Genomic DNA, 18,220 nt, shown 5'->3' on the forward strand with positions numbered 1-18,220 from the left:
ATTCAACTTTTCTTTGAAAAAAATTCAAAAGTTGCTAAAATAGAGGTGTTGATTTTCGAAAAATATCAAGGAGGAAATTTTAATGAAATTAATGAAAAAGATTTTATTAACAGCTTTTGTAGCCGTTGCTGCAGTAGCCGTTACTGCATGTTCATCAAACAACAGCAGCAAGAATTCAGACTCATCAAAATCAGTTAAATTAGCCTACGTAAACTGGGACAGTGAAGTAGCTTCTACAAACGTTTTAAGTGAAGTCTTAAAAGGTATGGGATACACTGTTGACGCTGTACCTATGGATAACGCTGTTATGTGGCAATCAGTTGCTAACAAGCAAGCTGATGGTATGGTATCAGCATGGTTACCAAGTACTCATGCAGAACAATACAGTAAATACAAAGATAAAGTTGAATTATTAGGTGAAAACCTACAAGGTGCTAAACTTGGTTTAGTTGTTCCTAAATACATGGAAAACGTAAACTCAATTTCAGACCTTTCAGATCAAGCTAAGAAAACAATTACAGGTATCGATGCCGGTGCTGGTGTTGTGGCAGCTGCTGAAAAAACAGTTAAAGAATACGATAACTTGAAATCATGGCAAGTACTACCTTCATCTTCAGGTGCTATGGCAACAGCCTTAGATAAAGCATACAAGAACAAAGAAGATATCGTCGTAACAGGTTGGGCTCCACACTGGATGTTCGCTAAATACGATCTTAAGTTCTTAGAAGATCCAAAAGGTACAATGGGTTCAGCAGAAACAATTAACTCAATCGCTCGCCAAGGTCTTAAAGAAGACAAACCTGAAGTTTACAACGTACTTAAAAACTTCAAATGGACTAGCGAAGACATCAACAGCGTAATGCTTGCAATTAGTAATGGTGAAAAACCAGAAAAAGCTGCGCAAGATTGGATTGCTAACCACCAAGACCAAGTTAACTCATGGAAAAAAGCTTAATTAAGTCTTGATTAAAAGAATACTAGTTAATAACTAGTATTTTTTTTTAGCCAACTTTAATTCAAAAATACCAGGAGGAATTTGTATGAAACATTTAAAAAAAGTTTTATTAACAGCTTTCGTGGTATTTCTAGCAGTGATAGCGACCGCTTGTTCAAGCAACAAACAAACTGATAATACATCAAACTCAAACAACGCTAAGAGCGTTAAGCTAACTTACGTTGAATGGGATAGTGAAGTTGCTTCAACTAATGTGGTTGGACAAGTCTTAAAAGATATGGGATATAATGTTGAATTGACACCTTTAGATATGTCATTTATGTGGCAATCAATCGCAAACAAGCAAGCTGACGGTATGGTAGCTGCTTGGTTACCTGTCACTCATGAAGCACAATACAACAAGTATAAAGACCAATTAGAATTACTAGGGTCTAACTTTGAAGGTGCTAAACTTGGATTGGTAGTGCCTAAATATATGAATGTGAATTCAATTGCTGATTTATCAAATGAAGCTAAAAAGACTGTAACGGGTATTGACGCTGGTTCAGGAACAATGAGTTTAGCTGAAAAAACACTTAAAGAATATGATAATCTAAAATCATGGCAACTAGTTCCTTCATCTTCAGGTGCTATGACTGCTGCGTTAGATAAGGCATACAAAAACAAAGAAGAAATCGTGGTTACTGGTTGGCAACCACACTGGATGTTTTCAAAATATGATCTTAAGTTCTTAGAAGATCCAAAAGGAACAATGGGGGCAACTGAAACAATTAATTCAGTAGCACGTTTAGGTCTAAAAGAAGATAAACCAGAAGTTTATAATTTATTGAAGAACTTCAAGTGGGGCAGTGAAGATATCAATGGGGTAATGCTTGCAATTAGTAATGGTGAAAAACCAGAAAAAGCAGCTCAAGACTGGATTGCTAACCACCAAGAAGAAGTTAACAAGTGGAAAGAATCTAAATAAAAGCGCTAAAAAACATCACTAAAAATAAGTGATGTTTTTTATTTTGGATAAATTTCAATTAATACGTGATATTTTTGAAATTATTGTTACAATGAAGGCATAAATTGATTATGTTTTGAAATTACTAGGAGGAAAAATAGAAAATGACTGCTAACATAGATGTCCCCCGGCTGCCGATAGCTGAATGGATTGATGCGTTTGTGCATTGGTTTACACAAACATTCGCACAATTGTTTAATGTTATTCAAACAATTGGACAAGGGGGTATCGACTGGATTAGCGACTTTTTAATTTGGATTAATCCATTTGTGTTAATGCTATTAATTGTTGTAACGGCTTATTACATTTCAGGTAAGAAACTAGGGCTGACAATTTTTAGTTTTCTAGGACTGTTATTTATCTACAACCAACACTTGTGGAACGATTTAATGAGTACATTAACATTAGTGATGGTTTCAAGTTTAATTGCACTAATTATTGGGGTTCCTTTGGGAATATTAGATGCTAAAAGTCAAACTGCGTCAAAAATAATCACACCATTCCTTGACTTTATGCAAACAATGCCAGGGTTTGTTTATTTAATTCCGGCTGTTGCTTTTTTTGGAATCGGTGTTATGCCTGGTGTTGTTTCATCAGTAATTTTTGCTTTGCCACCTGTTGTTAGAATGACAAACTTGGGTATTCATCAAGTCCCTAAGTCTTTGGTAGAAACATCTGCTTCATTTGGGTCAACTGATACGCAGCGATTATTCAAACTAGATTTACCTTACGCACGTAATACGATTCTAGAAGGGGCTAATCAAACCATCATGATGTCTTTATCAATGGTTGTGATTGCATCCATGATTGGCGCTCCTGGACTTGGTCGAGGTGTGCTATCTGCTGTTCAACGTGCTCAAGTGGGGCATGGTTTTGTAAATGGGCTAGCACTTGTGATTATGGCGATTATTATTGACCGATTTGCGCATAATATCAATCGCTATATTGCTCACCGAAAACTAGTTGATGCTAAAAGCCGAAAACATCAACATAAAGTTCATATTATTGCAGCAGTTGCTTTAATGCTGTTAACAGTGTCTGGCGGTGTTGTTCAAGCAACAACTGCTTCAGCTAGTCACTCTAAAGGTCATATTAAGTTGGTTTACGTTGAGTGGGATGATGCTGTGGCAACAACTAACGTGGCAGGTGAATTGTTACGTGAGGCAGGTTACGACGTTGATATTATGCCATTAGATGATGCAATCATGTGGAAGTCAGTTGCCACTAAACAAGCAGATGCAATGTTGTGTGCTTGGTTACCAACGACTCATAAGAACGAGTATGCCGAGTACAAAGATCAGTTAGATTTACTAGGTGCTAATTATGATAAAGCTCAAGTTGGTTTAGTTGTACCTGATTATATGAAGGCCAATTCTATTGAAGATTTGAAAGATGAAGCCAATAAAACGATTACAGGAATTGAACCTTCTGAGTCAATTGTCGATTATGCACAAAATGCGACAAAACAATACGCTAACTTAAAAGGCTGGCAAGTCAGCACTTCTTCTTCTGGTGCAATGGCAGTTGTATTAGGCCAAGCTATCAAAAATCACCAAGATGTTGTTGTGACAGGCTGGTCACCTCATTGGATATTTGCTAAATATCATCTTAAAATTTTACAAGATCCTAAAAAGGTAATGGGTGAGTCTGAAAAAATCAATACGATCGCACGACAAGGATTGAAAGATGATTATCCAGAAGCTTATCAATTGCTAAAAAACTTCAAATGGGATGAGCAAGATATCAGTGAAGTAATGTTGAAAATTAGAAATGGTGAAAATCCACAAGAGGTTGCACAGTGGTGGTTATCGAGTCATCAATCTCGTGTGCAAGCATTCAAATAATAAAAAAAGACGACATTGTCGTCTTTTTTTATTGCCAGTCAAAACCTTGATCATTAAGTATTTTGGCAATGTCTAATCTTTTTCCTTGTATTAAGTGACCACCTTGCGCAATTTGTGTCATAAAAGAGTCATCTCTATTGTGTGAATCGCGATTAGTGTAGTAATCACTGACCAATTGATTGTAGGTGTTAAATTCTGAAGATTCAGTGTGACTTTGGTCATATTTATCTTGAAATAAACGAGTTGAGTGATTAAGTTTTGGCTTAATATCAGGGTTGTCATCGGGATAACCAAAAGCCATCGCAAAAAGTGGGAAGGTATACTTTGGTAGGTGAAGTAAATCGATAACTTTTTGAGCATCGTTTAAGATACTACCTAAATACACCGAACCAATTTCTAAACTTTCAGCAGCTAGATTGGCGTTTTGAGCCATCAATGATGTGTCGACAATGGCATTAATCAGTGAAATTGGTTTTTGGTACATAAAGTGTTCTTGCTTTTCTTTTTGGGCAATTGAAATGTTACGGTATTCATCTGCTATAAAAACTAATAGTAAACCATTTTCAGCAACATAAGACTGTCCAGAAATTTGAGCTAAGGCTTTTTTCAACTTTGGATCTGTAATTTCGATAATTGAGCCAGCTTGTCGAAACTGAGTTGTTGGAGCACTAAAACTCGCTTCAGTAATTTGATTTTTATGTTTCTCTGAAAGGGGAATAGATTTAAATTTGCGGATACTAGTTCGATTTTTGATTAGATTCAAAATATGATGACTTAAGTCTGACATAATAACACCTCTTGCTAAAATTTAGTGCCTATAATTCTAGTTCAGCTGTAAGTACTTGTAAACAGGTCTGCTGTAAATTTAATGAGATTTTATAGAATATGTTATAATTTAGAAATAGTATTTAAATAAAAGGGCTGAGGTGCATAATTAATGGCTACAAAGGAATTGAAGAGGTCTAAGCGGTCAACGTCAACAGCTAAGAAGACAGTCAAGACTCAACCAAAGAGCTTAACAGGTTTTTTAGTTAGTGATATTTTGGTGATTATACTATCAATTTTATTAATGTCTACTTACCTAAATCCAAGCTTTATGAAGGCAAACTTAAACGACTCAACACATATGTCTAACTATATTAACCGTCAATTTGTTAAACTATCGAATGCGGTTTCAACTGATCAAAATCAATTGTCGGCTAAGTTATTGAATGAGGAACAATCAAGAGCTGTTATGAACAATATGATTGATTATACAGCGGGTATTCATAATTTTAGAAATAATAGTTTAGAAATCTCGTCTGAAATAAAAACAACATTGATTAACGTTATCGATGATAGTAGTGCAACTAAAGCAAAGCGGATTAAATCAGCATTGCAAGAAAACGATCAGACTTCACAGTATGCAGTTTTAGGCACGTTTGATTTAGATGGCTTAACAACTTTATCAAATGCCGTAACGCTGTTTTGGATAATTGCGATTGGGATTTTACTAATTGCTTTAATTCTGTTGGTTGTTATCCTAAATAGAATGAGAAAATCGAAAATGACTTGGAAATTTGCTATTAAGGAAGGGCTATCAGTATTATCAAGTTTAGGTCTAATTTTAACAATTTTGTTTATGGTATTAGCTATTGTTTCTTCGTTGTTTGACTTTTCAAGTATTATAGGGGAATTTGCTGCGACAGTTATTCAGTACACATCATACCTATCATTTAATGTTGTTTTAGTGGGTGTTGTGATGTTTGTTGTTTCAACTATTCCATTAACCATTTTTAAATCAACGCTAACAAAATAAAAAAAGCTTTTTCGATTTTAATCGAAAAGCTTTTTTATTTATCGGATTTGCTTTCTTCGTCAGCTTTTTTTTCATCGTGTTCACTTTTTTCATCATCTTCATCACCAATACCTGAGTAAGGGAAGATAACAATTTTGTGAGATAGATAATTAGCCATATAAATTTGATTAAGCTCATATCCTCTAAGTTTAAGTTGTCTCATTAACCAATCTTCGTCACGGTTGATGACATCAAGTGCATCTTCATCAATTTGACCATCCATAATAATTGGATATTTAATCGATTCATCACCTACTTGGGTAACAGTTAACTGACCATTTTGTTCAACGACACCACGCTTAACTTTTCGAATATCAAAAGCACCTGTGGAACGGAGCTTGAAAGAGAGGTCGTGAGCGGACAGGCCAATACTGTTTAGCACTTCAACATTAATTTGACCATTTTTGATAACGGTTACGGGTGAACCATCAATTACGCGTTTGAAAAAGCGACTATGGTTAGTCAATAATTTAACGAATGATACAATGAATGACCAAACTAGTAAGACGATAAAGAATTGAAGAAGTGTGACGTCTTTACTGTAGAGCATTCCCCCAATAACTCCCCCTAGAACATAGTTTTGTAATTGATCAACGGCATTACTAGGTGCTAAGTTTCCCTTACCAAAGACATTGATTTGAAGAATTACTGTTGCGAAGGCTAATGTTAATTTGAGCCCAATATCAACATAGTTTACCATTATTTTTCCTCCTAGTTATCTATTTAAAAGTAATATCTTTTGTATTAATTAAGTTAGTTTCGGTTAAATCATATGAACTGACAGCGTTGTCATTGTTGAACTGCACTTTATAAAAACGGCCCTTGCTACCCCCAATATTCAAAATCATACCGCTAGAAAGGGAGGTTTGATTAACAAATATTTTATCGGTATCCGTATTTTGATTGACTTTAACCGCGTCAAGAAAGGTTTTAACTTGTGTTGAGTTATTAAATGAATTATGTGCTTGTTGGAAACTTGAATACTGATTAAGTACTAATAACGCAGAAAAAATAACTAATACAACCAAGATATCACGGTTGCGCATGGAATCTTTATTTCTAAAATAATCAAAAGCCGTCCATGCCAAAAATCCAAGAACAATAATAATGAGAGCGAAGCGAATGATTAAGCTCAAGTCACTTTGATTTCCCTCAAAAAAGCTATATGACCAAAAATCTGTTAAAAAGTAAAACATTATGTTCAATACTCCTTTACCTGTAGCTAAATTTAAATTACACTATTTGGTTGTGGGTAATTAAAATTGTATTTTAATCATTACCATATTTATCATAACGCTATTTAAAAAATTTTTCTATTTTAAAATAGCAGTAAAAAATAGGAGCGATTCATTTTGGATAAAGAATCAAATAAATTAGGATTTTGGAGTATTGTTCTATTAGGTATTAATGGCATTATCGGGTCAGGAATATTTTTATTACCTAACAATGCTTATAAATCCATGGGAACAGCAAGTATTTTAGCTTTTTTGTGTGCGATGATTTTAGCGTTATTTATCGCATTGGTTATTGCTGAAAATGCTTCATTATTTAATGATGATGGGGGCCCTTACCTTTACACAAAAGAAGCCTTTGGCGATTTTGTAGGATATGAAATTGGGGTAGTTAACTGGATTGCACAAATCGTAGGATTTGCGACGGTTGTTAATGGATTTGTGACGACCTTATCTGGCGTTTCTCCCGTTTTTCATGAACCAATCGTAAAAAATATAACGATCGCGATTGTTTTTCTACTTTTAACATTTTTAAATATTAGAGGACTAAAGCTTAATCGAAATGTGAATAACATTTTGACAATTTCAAAATTAGTGCCCTTAGTGCTATTTTTAGCTGTCGGTATTTTCTTCTTAAATGGCGCACATTATCAACCATTGATTGCAGAAGGAGTACTTGAACCCAATAACTTTTCACAAACTATCTTTTTGATTTTCTATGCTTTTGGTGGGTTTGAATCTTTACCACTAGTTGCTGGGGAAATGAAAAATCCACGTAAGAATTTACCACGTGCGATTGTAACAACGATTTTGATGGTTTCATTGATTTATGTCTTGTTACAAATTGTTTCAATTGGTATCTTAGGTAGTGATCTATCTAATAGTGTTGTGCCGGTTCAAGATGCCTTCACTAAAATTGCAGGTCCATTTGGTGGTGCAATTGTTGCAGCTGGAACAATCGTTGCAAGTGCTGGTGCATGTGTGGCAGGTGCGTTTTGGATGTCTAGACCAGGTGTTGCGATGTCAGAAAACAAAATGCTACCACAATTTCTTTCAAAGAAAAATAAATTTGAAATGCCGCAATACGGAATTATTGTTTCAATGATTATTGCACTTTTTGTATCGTTAAGCGGTAGCTTTGTGTTCTTATCACAAATCAGTTCAGTCATTACTTTTGTTATTTTTATTCCGACAACATTAGCATTAATTGTTTTTCGATTTAAACATAAAGAACGAAAAGGTGCTTTCACCATTAAAGGTGGCCTAACGATACCGGTTTTAGTTATTATTTTTAGTGTTATTTTATTAACACAGACCACTTTTATTCAATGGATTTCACTTATTTTAACATTTGTGGTCGCAATTCCGTTTTATTTCATATATTATAGAAGAAACTAACTTTTATTTAGTTATCATTTTAGAAAGGACGTTGAGATTGTTAATTAAAGAAACCAACTTAAAATTACTCATGACAATACCGTTTTGCTTAGTACATCATTCCAACATTTAAAACGCAGATTTTAAATAGTAGGAGCAGATGTATGACTTATCACCAAGTACAAGAATTTCTCTATGATCATCGACATCTTGTTAATTTTAGCTAACCAATCATTGTATGACTAAAAATTAATAGGAGATTATCATTATGAAGAAATCAGATCAAAATAAAAATAAGCTTGGCTTTTGGAGTATTGTATTACTCGGAATTAACGGTGTAATGGGATCAGGAATATTCCTGCTACCAAACAACGCCTACAAATCAATGGGGACAGCTAGTTTACTAGCCTTTGTATTTGCCTCAGTTTTAGTTTTACTAATTGCTTTAGTTATAGGTGAAAATGCCTCACTTTTCAAAGAAGATGGTGGACCTTATCTCTATACCAAAGAAGCATTTGGAAACTTTGTAAGTTATGAAGTTGGAATCTTAAATTGGCTAGCACAAATATTTGTGTTGGCGACTGTTGTTAATGGTTTCATTACAACACTTGCAGGAATATCACCAGCATTCGCTGATGGATGGGTTAAAACGGTGTCCATTATGGTCACATTTTTAATCTTGATTGTCTTAAATGTTAGAGGGTTAAAATTAACAAAATATGTTAATAACTTGATGACTTTTTCAAAATTAATTCCATTGTTCTTATTCTTGTGTATCGGAATTTTCTTCTTGAAAGGTCAAAATTTTCAGCCTCTTGCCTTACCACAGTCGTTTGAACCTGCTAACTTTGCTCAAACCGTCTTCTTAATTTTCTACGCTTTTGGTGGATTTGAAGCGCTACCATTAGTAGCGGGTGAAATGGAAAATCCTAGAAAAAATCTACCTAGAGCATTAATTGTGACAATATCTTTGATTTCAGTTATCTATATCGCACTACAAGTCGTTTCAATTGGAATTTTAGGACCAGATTTAGCAACTAGTGTGGTTCCAGTACAAGACGCCTTTCAAAGGATTCTCGGACCTGTTGGCGGTATTTTAGTTGCTGCTGGAACGATTATTGCTAGTGCTGGTGCAAGTGTTGCAACTGCATTTTGGACACCACGTCCAGCAATCGCACTTTCAAAAAACAAAATGTTACCTGCATTCTTATCTAAAGAAAACAAACGACAAATGCCTTACATTGGAATTATTGCGACTTTAGTCATTTCAATGTTGATTTCAATTAGTGGTAGTTTTGTTTATCTTTCACAAGTAAGTTCAGTCATTACGTTCTTGTTATTTATTCCAACAACATTAGCACTTGTTGTGTTTAGATATACTAAAAAAGAAGAGAGAACCTTTAAAGTTAAAGGTGGAAAAACAATTGCAATCCTAGCCGCTTTAATCAGTATTGTCTTATTGACACAAGCTTCGCTAGATCAATTTATTGGAGTATTTATCGTTTTAATTTTGGCGATTCCATTTTACTTTATATATGCTAGAAAAAATAATACACAGAAAGGATAAAACACAATGGAAACAGGACACCTGATGTCGGTTCCTTTTTGTTTGATGTATTGGCGCTCCTAAGCCGTTAATCAAGCAAAAAATATATTAAAAGGAGCCAGTAGTTATGAAAACTCAATTGCAAGACAGTTTACAAAATAAAATAGGAATGGAACTTACTCATTATTATTGGCGCTACTATCAAAATAACTAAGCAAACAGTCAATTAATTTTCGATAGGAGTGTTTTATAATGGGAAAAAGTGAACAAAAAGAAAAGAATAAATTAGGTTTTTGGAGTATTGTATTAATTGGAATTAACGGAATTATCGGATCAGGAATTTATCTTATTCCAAATTCTGCTTATGCCAAAGTGGGGACAGCAAGTCTATTGACCTTTTTATTAGCTGCTGTACTTGTTCTAACAGTAGCATTGTCTATTGCCCAAAATGCGTCATTATTCAAAGAAGATGGTGGCCCATACTTGTACGCTAAAGAAGCTTTTGGTGATTTTATAGGGTACATTGTCGGATTATTAAATTGTATGTTACAAATTACAATTTTGGCCACTATCATTAGTGGATTAGTTAAAATTTTGGGCGGTTCATTATCATTTCTAAGTGGTGAATTCACACAAAAAGTGTTAACTGTTGCTATATTTGCAGTTTTAGCCATTATTAACTTGTCAGGTGTAACATTAGCGAAGTACATTAACAATATTATGACTATCGCTAAGTTGTTACCATTAGTTTTATTCATTGTTATTGGTGTTTTCTTCATCAAACAAGGCAATTATTCACCAGTTGTACCGCCTCAAGGGATTAGTTTTGATAGTTTTTCACAAGCTGTTTTACTTATTTACTTTGCATTCGGTGGTTTTGAATCATTACCATTGATTGCTGCGGATATGAAGAATCCAACACGTAATTTACCACGTGCTTTAGTGACAATTATTGCACTAGTTTCAGCATTTTACATCTTATTGCAAGCGGTATCTATTGGTATTTTAGGAACAGAACTTGCACAAAATACAGTGCCGGTTCAAGCTGCCTTTGGTCGAATTCTAGGACCAGTTGGATCAGGAATCGTGGCTGTTGGTAGTGTTGTTTCAATGGCAGGAGCTGCAATGGCTGTTGCTTTATGGGCACCTAGACCTGTTGGCGCTATGGCGCAAAATGGTATGCTTCCTAAAGTCTTAGCTAAGAAAAATGCTAAAAATGTACCAGCGGTAGCAATTATTGTAACTTATGTATTATCTATGCTGTTATCTTTATCTGGTGGTTTTGAAATTCTATCACAACTAACTTCTGTGATTTCACTGGTAATTTTCTTACCAACAACATTATCTGTGATGGTATTCCATTTCACTAAAAAGGATATTGAACGTCCTGTTAATATCAAAGGAAGTTTGTACATTGCTGGATTTGCAACGATTTTAATTTTGATATTATTAACGCAAACCTCTGCAGTTCAATTAATGAGTGCAGGAGCTGCTATTATCTTTTCAGCAGTAATGTACTTTGTAACACAAAAATCACGACAAAAGTCTTAAGATAACTTAAAGAGTGTGCCTTTATAGGACACTCTTTTTTTGTACAATGTTATAGTGAAAGTAACTTATATTTATGGAGGAATTATTTTTGGAAAGTTTATCAAAGTTTAAATCGATTTATTTATGGCTGTTCATAGTTGGAATTGTCTCGCTAGTCATTCCAGCATCCATTATCTTTTTTGTACCAACAGCTATTTTGATTTTGGGAACTGTTTATATTATAGCTAAGGCTCCTAAAGAAGCTGTTAGAAAACGTGGGGCAATTGTTTTGTTGTTTGGGGCAATGTTTACAATTTTGTCATACCTGTTATTTCAAACAGTTCATGTTGATCAAGAGCTACTAAAACAGATAAGTGAAAATGCGCAAGCTGTCGATGAACAAAAACTATCTGAATACATGGTATCCTTAATTCCTGGTGGATTCGTTATGTTTATTGGTTGGATTATTCGTATCGTGGGTGTTGTTCTTTCATTCAAAGAATACAAATATCTTAAAAAAGAAGAAGCCTAATAAGGCTTCTTCTTTTTTAATGCCATTGAGATTAAAAAGAGTTCTAAAATACTTAATATAACTAGCAGAATAATGGCATTATGTGCACCATTAACATATGAGTGAGTCACTTGCTGAGTTTGTGCAATAATAGTTGAAATAACTGCAGTCCCCATTGCACCAGCAAATTGTTGCAATGTATTTAGAAGTGCGTTTCCATCAGCGTTTTGTTCTTTTGGCAGTTGTTTTAGACTGTTAGTCATAATATTACCAAAAGAAAAACCTAGCCCAATCATATAAACAATATAGAAAACAGTGATTAATAGATTTGATAGACTTGAGCTAAATACTAAAAATAGCAAAGTACCAATTAAAATTAATGCAGATCCCAATAAAATTGGTTTTTGTGGGCCAAATTTGTCTAGTATTAAACCACTAAAAGGTGATAATATCGCACCCATTAAAGCAGCAGGTAATAATAACAGTCCGGCAATAGTAGCGTTGCTAGTGTTCACGAGTTGGATATAATTGGGTAAGATGAAAGAAAACGATAGTGTTAGAAATTGTAAAACAAAGAATGAGAATAGATGTAAACTAAATTTTTTGTTTTTCAAAATACTAAAGTTGATGAGCGGGTTATTGATTTTATTTGAACGAATGATTAAGGCTAACAAACCAAGTATACCAATTGCTATGAAACCAATAACTGATAAGCTAAAAAAAGAGTGTGTTCCCATATTACTTAGACCAATGATTAATCCAACAAAAGTTAAAATAATGAAACCAAGGCTCAAATAGTCAAAAGAAACATGAGTAGTTTGAGAAATCTGTTTGATTGAGACAAAACCAATCAAAAATGTCACGATTAAAACGGGAATTAATAGAACGAAAATGTAACGCCATCCTAAACCAGTGATAACCAGACCACCGAAAGTAGGGCCGACAGCAGGGGCAACAGCAGTGATTAGTGAGCCCACTCCCATCATAATCCCGATTTTTTCTCTTGGAACTTGTTCTAAAATGATATTGAACATCAGCGGTAATGCAATTCCTGTTCCAATACCTTGAATGATTCTTCCCAGTATTAAAAGTGTAAAGTTTGGTGCCATAGCATCAACTACTAGTCCGATAATAAATGCAAAGATTGCCGAACTAAACAGGGCTTTATTGGTGAACCGTTTTTTTAATGTGGCAGATAAAGGGATGATAATTGATAATGTTAATAGATATGATGTAGTCATCCATTGAACTGTTGCTGTTCCAATTTGAAATTCACTCATCAATGCAGGAAAGGCAATATTCATGGCTGTTTCGACAACAACGCCACAAAAAGACATGATTCCAGTTGCAATAATAGCAATGAGTGTTTTGGGATTAATTTTAGTGGCCAAAAAAATTCCTCCTTTATTTGTTGATGTAGTAATTTAGAACTGATTCAAATGTGTCTAACTGTTCTTTTGTAAAGGTACTGTATAGTTCTTCTTGTTCAAGTTTCATGTAATTTTTGATTGAGTCCATGACTTCTTTTGATTTGTCAGTTAGGTAAATAAACTTTTGGCGACTATCTTCGGGATTTTCAACACGGTAGATTAAGTCTTTTTTTTCCATTAGTTTTAACAAATTCGTTGCAGTTGAACGTTTAATAACAAATTCGTGTTCAATATCTTTTTGTAAAGCAGGACCATTGGCAAGACTGATAAAATCTAAAATCGACATTTGCGTACTGGTTAGTTCATACTGAGCAGCAAAGGTATTGAAACTTCTCGTTAGGTTATTTGAAGCGATTTTTAGTAATCGACTCATATTTTTTTTCATTTAGGGCCTCCTGTTTTTAGTTAGTTAGCTAACAAAAATACATTGTAATGAATTGCCTATATAATGTCAATAAAAAAACCGTTCAAAAAATGAACGGTTTAATAGTTAGCTTTTAAAAGCACCAAGTGCACGTTGACGAGCAAATTTATGATCAACAATTTCTTGTGGATAATTCAATTCTTGACGTTGAGCGTCAGTAGGTTTGTGGATATCTTTGTTCGATAGACTAGCAAGATTAGGTAAATGTTGGCGAATAAATTGACCTTGTGAATCAAAGCGTTCGCTTTGTGTTGTCGGATTGAAAATTCTAAAGTAAGGTGCAGCATCGGTACCAGTTGAAGAAGCCCATTGCCACCCACCAATATTAGAAGCTGAATCATAATCTATCAATTGTTCACTGAAGTATTTTTCACCCCAACGCCAGTCAATTAATAAATCCTTAGTTAGGAAAGAAGCAACTACCATTCTTAGACGATTGTGAAGTTCGCCAGTTTCTTTGAAATGTTTCATAGCAGCGTCTACTAACGGGTATCCTGTTTCGCCATTAACCCACTTGTCGAAGTCTTCTTCATTATAGCGCCAGTTAACTTTGCGATACTCAGTTTTGATTTCAAGGTTGTTTGCATCAGGGTTGTAAGCATAAACCATGTTGTAAAAATCTCGCCAGCAAAGTTGGCGAATAAAAGCCTGCTTGGCATCACTTTCAGGAGCATGCTGAATTAATCGCCAGTAAACTTCACGAATTGAAATTAATCCGGTTGTTAAATCTTTTGATAAGTCACTTGTCCCATTTAAAGAAGGAAAGTCACGATCTTTTGGATAATCTTCTAAACGATTATCGATGAAGTCATCATATGACTGACGCACTTTCTTTAAGTCGATAGGATCGAACTGATGGGCGTTTTCAATTAGGTTTTGAAACTTTTCTTTGCCTTCCTTGAATAAATCATCATCTTGGTTTTGTTGGGTTAGGGTTTTAAATTTATCCAAATCAACTTTTTGAAAAGCAGGTTTAGTTAATTTTTTCCATTGATTATAGTAAGGTGTAAACACTTTAAAAGGTGTTTGATCTTTTTTGAGCAATTCGTAAGCACCGATAAGATGGTGATCCATAAACCCGTGGAAGTCGATGCTATGATTTTGTGCAACTTTTCGAATAAGATGGTCGCGTTTAAGTCCATAGCCACGCTCAGAAATGTTAGTGTAAATTGCCTTTGCATCAGGAAATTGTGTAAGTAGTTTATCAAAACTATCTTCGGTATCACCATAAATAAAATGCAAAGGCTGATTAATTTTTGTTAAGTTATCATTGAATGCCTTAACTGATTGAAAGAAGTAGTCTTGACTTTTACTACCTTTAAGCAGTTGTGGATTGTTAATCTGAAATACGCACATTAGGGGTTCATTTGTTTTCATTGCTTCAATTAAAGCAGTATTATCGTTGAGCCTTAAATCGTTTTTAAACCAAACAATTATCATAAAAATACCTCCATAATAGTAATTAGTTTCATTTTAGCATTATTGAAATTATTTTTTTCAAATTAGCTATTTAAAATTGAAAAATTCGAGTTAATTCATCACAAAAAAACGATTTTTTGAAAAATTTTGTTACACAAATCAGAATATAAATGGTACGATTGTAGGTGATAAATACACGACGGAGGGGTTTTCATGTCAAAGACAGTTCGCGAACTTTCAGAAGAACTTGGCGTTTCAAAAACGACAATCAACAAGCTACTTAAAGACGAAAGTAGACAACAATATGTTGAAAAAGTAGGTAACAAATTTGTGATTTCAGATGAAGGTGTTGAATCAATTACAGCACACTTTGAAAATTCTGACTCAACAAAAGCAAAAACGAAAGCTAAGCCAAAAGCTAAATCTAAATCTGAAACAACTGAAAACAAAGAGGAAAAAGTTGTTGAAGAATCTCAAGATGTTGCATCAAAAGATGAAGCAGCAGAAGATTCAGTAAAGGTTACAGAACTTGAATCAGAACTTGAAAAAGCAAAAACTGAACTTGAAAAAACTCAAAAAGCTTTAGAAGAAAAAGAATCAGAACTAGCTCAAAAAGACGACAAAATTGATTCATTAAAAGATAAGGTTTCAGAAGTTAAAGAAGCTACATCATCAGATAAAAAATCAAAACCTTGGTGGAAAATTTGGTAAAAAAAATAATCGCATAGTGACTATGCGATTATTTTTTTATCCTTTTCCGTCCATGAAAGCAGGATAAAGTGTCATACCACCGTCAACGAATAAGGTGATACCTGTTACATATTTAGATTCACTGGAAGCCAACCATGCAGCAGCCGCTGCAACGTCTTTTGGCTCACCAATTTTTTTCATTGGAATCATGCTAGTGGTTTCTTCAAGTTGTTTTGGATCATCAAATTTTTCAGCATTAATTGGCGTTTTAATTGCGCCTGGTCCGATATTGTTAACTCTAATATTATGACGTGCATACTCAGATGCCATCGTTTGAGTTAGCAATTTAACGCCACCTTTACTTGCTGAGTAGTGTGCAAAAGTAGGCCATGGAATTTGTTCATGAACACTTGAGATATTAATAATGCTACCTGGCTTATCTTCATCTAAGAAGTGATTAAGTGCTTTTTGGCTACCCAAAAAAGTACCAGTTAGATTGACATCAATAACGCGTTGCCAGTCTTTAAGTGTCAATTTGTTTGTTTCATGTTTGTTTTCCATACCAGCATTATTGACCCATACATCAAGTCCGCCAAATTCAGAGACCGCTGTTTCAAGTAGGTGAGAAACACCTTCTTCTGTTGAAATATCTGCGTGAATAGCAATGGCGTCTCCACCATGTTTTTTGATTAAATCAACAACTTTTTGAGCGCCTTTTTCATCTGAATTGTAATTGATGACAACTTTCATGCCTTCTTCGCCAAATCGTCGACTAATAGCAGTACCAATTCCTTTAGAACCACCAGTAACAACAGCGACTTTTTGATTTAAATCTTTGTACATAATATACCTCCTGTTTGTAATTATTGACTAATTTGCTTAACCCATTGTTTAGGTCCTAAGTAATACCAAACTTCTTGACCAACGGTGATTGTTTGACCATACGGGAGCGTTTCGCCAACGTTTAAAAAGTGGTAAGTCGATTCACGATGACTTGGATATGGGCTAGTATAGACTTGACGATCAAGCATTCGAGAAGAAACGTCAATTAGTCCCGCTTTAATATCGGGATTTGAGAATTCAAAGAAATCCTTGAACCATTGATCATATCCTAGATTGTAAAAGTCATTACCATCTTGGTAAGAGCGACCAAAGACCAAATACTGGAAGTTGTTGCGTGATTCGAGAGAATCGCGAATAGATTCAGCTTTTTTCATTAGGGTTTCGCGGAATTTATTCGGTGCAATATCTACTTTTGGTGTTTGAGTAGTTGGCTTTACTTGCGTTGTGTTTGGTTTTGTAGTGGGTGTTTGATTTTTTACAGCTTCTTCGTCAGTTAATGTGATTTCTGGTTGATTAGCTGCAACTTGATTAAATAATTTAAAGTTGTAGCTATAAACTCCCTCAATATCAACGTAGTATTCATGCGTTGATACTAGAGGTAAATCTCCTGGGGAAAAAGTCAAAATAGTGTGGAAATTACCAAACTGATCTTGGCTGTAGTTTGACACGTTTTGAGCATCGACAACTTGTCCAGTATCAACGTCTTTAATTGTGATTTTGGGTGTTGTAAAGATTGCTTTGTCAGATAAATAAACTGACCAAGGTGTATTGCGACTATTCACCATTTCAATTGGAAATAGTGTGCTAGCAGGGTATGTAACGGTGCTTTTTGAAGGTTGCTTAAAAATATCATTACCATACATTACAGGTTGCACAAAGTAACGAAAACCATTGTTCCCATAAGCAGCCCCCACACCAGTTTTGCTAATACGAGTGGATAACAACCAAGCACGGTGACCAGTATCATTACCTGATAGATTGTAGTTATCACGAACTAAGTCAGTAATCACATCACCAGCACTTTGGTCATAAATATTAAAGTTTAAGTTAGATGAATTAGAAACTTGTTGTGCAGTACGCCAGTCTTCATCAGAAATGAAGTCGGGCTTTGTGGCATTGGGTAAACCATGTTGATTTTTGAAAGGTGTTGCTTGTGCCGCAGCCATAATTGAAGCGGTTAACTGCGCATCATTATTTTCTTCTGGTAAAGAAGTGATAGCAGGTAAGCCAAATAAATCTCGGTAATAGTTGATATAAGCGACAGTATTCGAAATATAACTATCAGGTAGCTTACCTGGATTGAATGGATTAATTAAGCTGGGAACATCTTGATAAAGCGTCTGTGAGTTAATTGGTGTTTTGTCTAAACTGTTGTAGCGTGATTGAATGTTTTCAACTTGTTGCTTTTCGGCTTTTGTGAATGTAGCGGCCTCGGTATTATTATTTTGAGCCCCTACTAGTAAAGTCATTGAAAATAGTGTACCAAAAAGCAATAAGCTTTTTTTATTCTTAAATTGGATCATAAAAACACTCCTCCTATTACTGACATTATAAGCAAAAATTAGGAAAAAAGTTA

16 protein-coding genes and 1 pseudogene are annotated in these 18,220 nt (G+C 34.6%); 9 read left to right on the plus strand and 8 right to left on the minus strand.

The window, feature by feature from the left end:
- Positions 1-94: 94 nt before the first annotated feature.
- The 3 genes and pseudogenes from JNUCC80_RS00505 to JNUCC80_RS00515 form a co-directional block, all read left to right on the plus strand.
- Positions 95-955: pseudogene (locus JNUCC80_RS00505) on the plus strand (glycine betaine ABC transporter substrate-binding protein); the annotation flags it as partial.
- Between the two features lie 85 nt (positions 956-1,040).
- On the plus strand, positions 1,041-1,922 hold the full coding sequence (locus JNUCC80_RS00510; RefSeq protein WP_454152969.1) for a glycine betaine ABC transporter substrate-binding protein: 882 nt from the start codon (positions 1,041-1,043) through the stop codon (positions 1,920-1,922).
- A gap of 143 nt (positions 1,923-2,065) precedes the next feature.
- Complete coding sequence (locus tag JNUCC80_RS00515) at positions 2,066-3,805, plus strand: ABC transporter permease/substrate binding protein (protein WP_454152970.1); 1,740 nt, start codon at positions 2,066-2,068, stop codon at positions 3,803-3,805.
- Between the two features lie 28 nt (positions 3,806-3,833).
- Here JNUCC80_RS00515 and JNUCC80_RS00520 read toward each other — a convergent pair whose 3' ends face one another.
- The gene (locus JNUCC80_RS00520; RefSeq protein WP_454152971.1) at positions 3,834-4,592 is read right to left on the minus strand and encodes a nitroreductase family protein; all 759 of its coding nucleotides are present in this window, start codon (positions 4,590-4,592) and stop codon (positions 3,834-3,836) included.
- Positions 4,593-4,742: 150 nt separating this feature from the next.
- Here JNUCC80_RS00520 and JNUCC80_RS00525 point away from each other — a divergent pair, with 150 nt between their 5' ends.
- A complete protein-coding gene (locus JNUCC80_RS00525; RefSeq protein ID WP_454152972.1) occupies positions 4,743-5,603 on the plus strand; it encodes a hypothetical protein in 861 nt (286 codons plus the stop codon).
- Between the two features lie 34 nt (positions 5,604-5,637).
- On the opposite strand, the gene JNUCC80_RS00530 is transcribed toward JNUCC80_RS00525, so the two are convergent.
- Positions 5,638-6,342 carry a DUF421 domain-containing protein gene (locus tag JNUCC80_RS00530; RefSeq protein WP_454152973.1) on the minus strand — a complete coding sequence of 235 codons (705 nt, stop codon included), beginning with the start codon at positions 6,340-6,342 and terminating at the stop codon, positions 5,638-5,640.
- A 19-nt stretch (positions 6,343-6,361) separates the two neighbouring features.
- Positions 6,362-6,838, minus strand: coding sequence for a DUF3290 family protein (locus JNUCC80_RS00535; RefSeq protein WP_454152974.1), 477 nt, complete (start codon positions 6,836-6,838; stop codon positions 6,362-6,364).
- Positions 6,839-6,994: 156 nt separating this feature from the next.
- On the opposite strand from JNUCC80_RS00535, the gene JNUCC80_RS00540 reads away from it, so the two are divergent.
- The 4 genes from JNUCC80_RS00540 to JNUCC80_RS00555 all read left to right on the plus strand — a co-directional run bounded on the left by JNUCC80_RS00540 (position 6,995) and on the right by JNUCC80_RS00555 (position 11,859).
- Complete coding sequence (locus JNUCC80_RS00540; RefSeq protein ID WP_454152975.1) at positions 6,995-8,272, plus strand: APC family permease; 1,278 nt, start codon at positions 6,995-6,997, stop codon at positions 8,270-8,272.
- 247 nt (positions 8,273-8,519) lie between these two features.
- Positions 8,520-9,818 carry an APC family permease gene (locus JNUCC80_RS00545; RefSeq protein WP_454152976.1) on the plus strand — a complete coding sequence of 433 codons (1,299 nt, stop codon included), beginning with the start codon at positions 8,520-8,522 and terminating at the stop codon, positions 9,816-9,818.
- Positions 9,819-10,049: 231 nt separating this feature from the next.
- On the plus strand, positions 10,050-11,348 hold the full coding sequence (locus JNUCC80_RS00550; RefSeq protein ID WP_454152977.1) for an APC family permease: 1,299 nt from the start codon (positions 10,050-10,052) through the stop codon (positions 11,346-11,348).
- Positions 11,349-11,436: 88 nt separating this feature from the next.
- Positions 11,437-11,859: a hypothetical protein gene (locus JNUCC80_RS00555; RefSeq protein ID WP_454143547.1), complete on the plus strand. Its 423-nt coding sequence runs from the start codon at positions 11,437-11,439 to the stop codon at positions 11,857-11,859.
- Here the strand turns inward: JNUCC80_RS00555 and JNUCC80_RS00560 are convergent.
- From JNUCC80_RS00560 to JNUCC80_RS00570, 3 genes are all read right to left on the minus strand, one after another.
- On the minus strand, positions 11,856-13,175 hold the full coding sequence (locus tag JNUCC80_RS00560) for a DHA2 family efflux MFS transporter permease subunit (protein ID WP_454153319.1): 1,320 nt from the start codon (positions 13,173-13,175) through the stop codon (positions 11,856-11,858). The genes JNUCC80_RS00555 and JNUCC80_RS00560 overlap by 4 nt on opposite strands.
- A gap of 67 nt (positions 13,176-13,242) precedes the next feature.
- A complete protein-coding gene (locus JNUCC80_RS00565) occupies positions 13,243-13,653 on the minus strand; it encodes a MarR family winged helix-turn-helix transcriptional regulator (RefSeq protein WP_454143545.1) in 411 nt (136 codons plus the stop codon).
- Positions 13,654-13,758: 105 nt separating this feature from the next.
- Positions 13,759-15,132 (minus strand): cryptochrome/photolyase family protein, encoded by a 1,374-nt coding sequence (locus JNUCC80_RS00570; RefSeq protein ID WP_454152978.1) that lies wholly within the window; start codon positions 15,130-15,132, stop codon positions 13,759-13,761.
- A 192-nt stretch (positions 15,133-15,324) separates the two neighbouring features.
- Here JNUCC80_RS00570 and JNUCC80_RS00575 point away from each other — a divergent pair, with 192 nt between their 5' ends.
- Positions 15,325-15,822 carry a hypothetical protein gene (locus JNUCC80_RS00575; RefSeq protein ID WP_454152979.1) on the plus strand — a complete coding sequence of 166 codons (498 nt, stop codon included), beginning with the start codon at positions 15,325-15,327 and terminating at the stop codon, positions 15,820-15,822.
- Between the two features lie 36 nt (positions 15,823-15,858).
- On the opposite strand, the gene JNUCC80_RS00580 is transcribed toward JNUCC80_RS00575, so the two are convergent.
- On the minus strand, positions 15,859-16,644 hold the full coding sequence (locus JNUCC80_RS00580; RefSeq protein ID WP_454152980.1) for a glucose-1-dehydrogenase: 786 nt from the start codon (positions 16,642-16,644) through the stop codon (positions 15,859-15,861).
- Positions 16,645-16,664: 20 nt separating this feature from the next.
- On the minus strand, positions 16,665-18,167 hold the full coding sequence (locus tag JNUCC80_RS00585) for a CAP domain-containing protein (RefSeq protein WP_454152981.1): 1,503 nt from the start codon (positions 18,165-18,167) through the stop codon (positions 16,665-16,667).
- Positions 18,168-18,220 lie beyond the last annotated feature (53 nt).

It is taken from the genome of Holzapfeliella sp. JNUCC 80 (assembly GCF_053667655.1).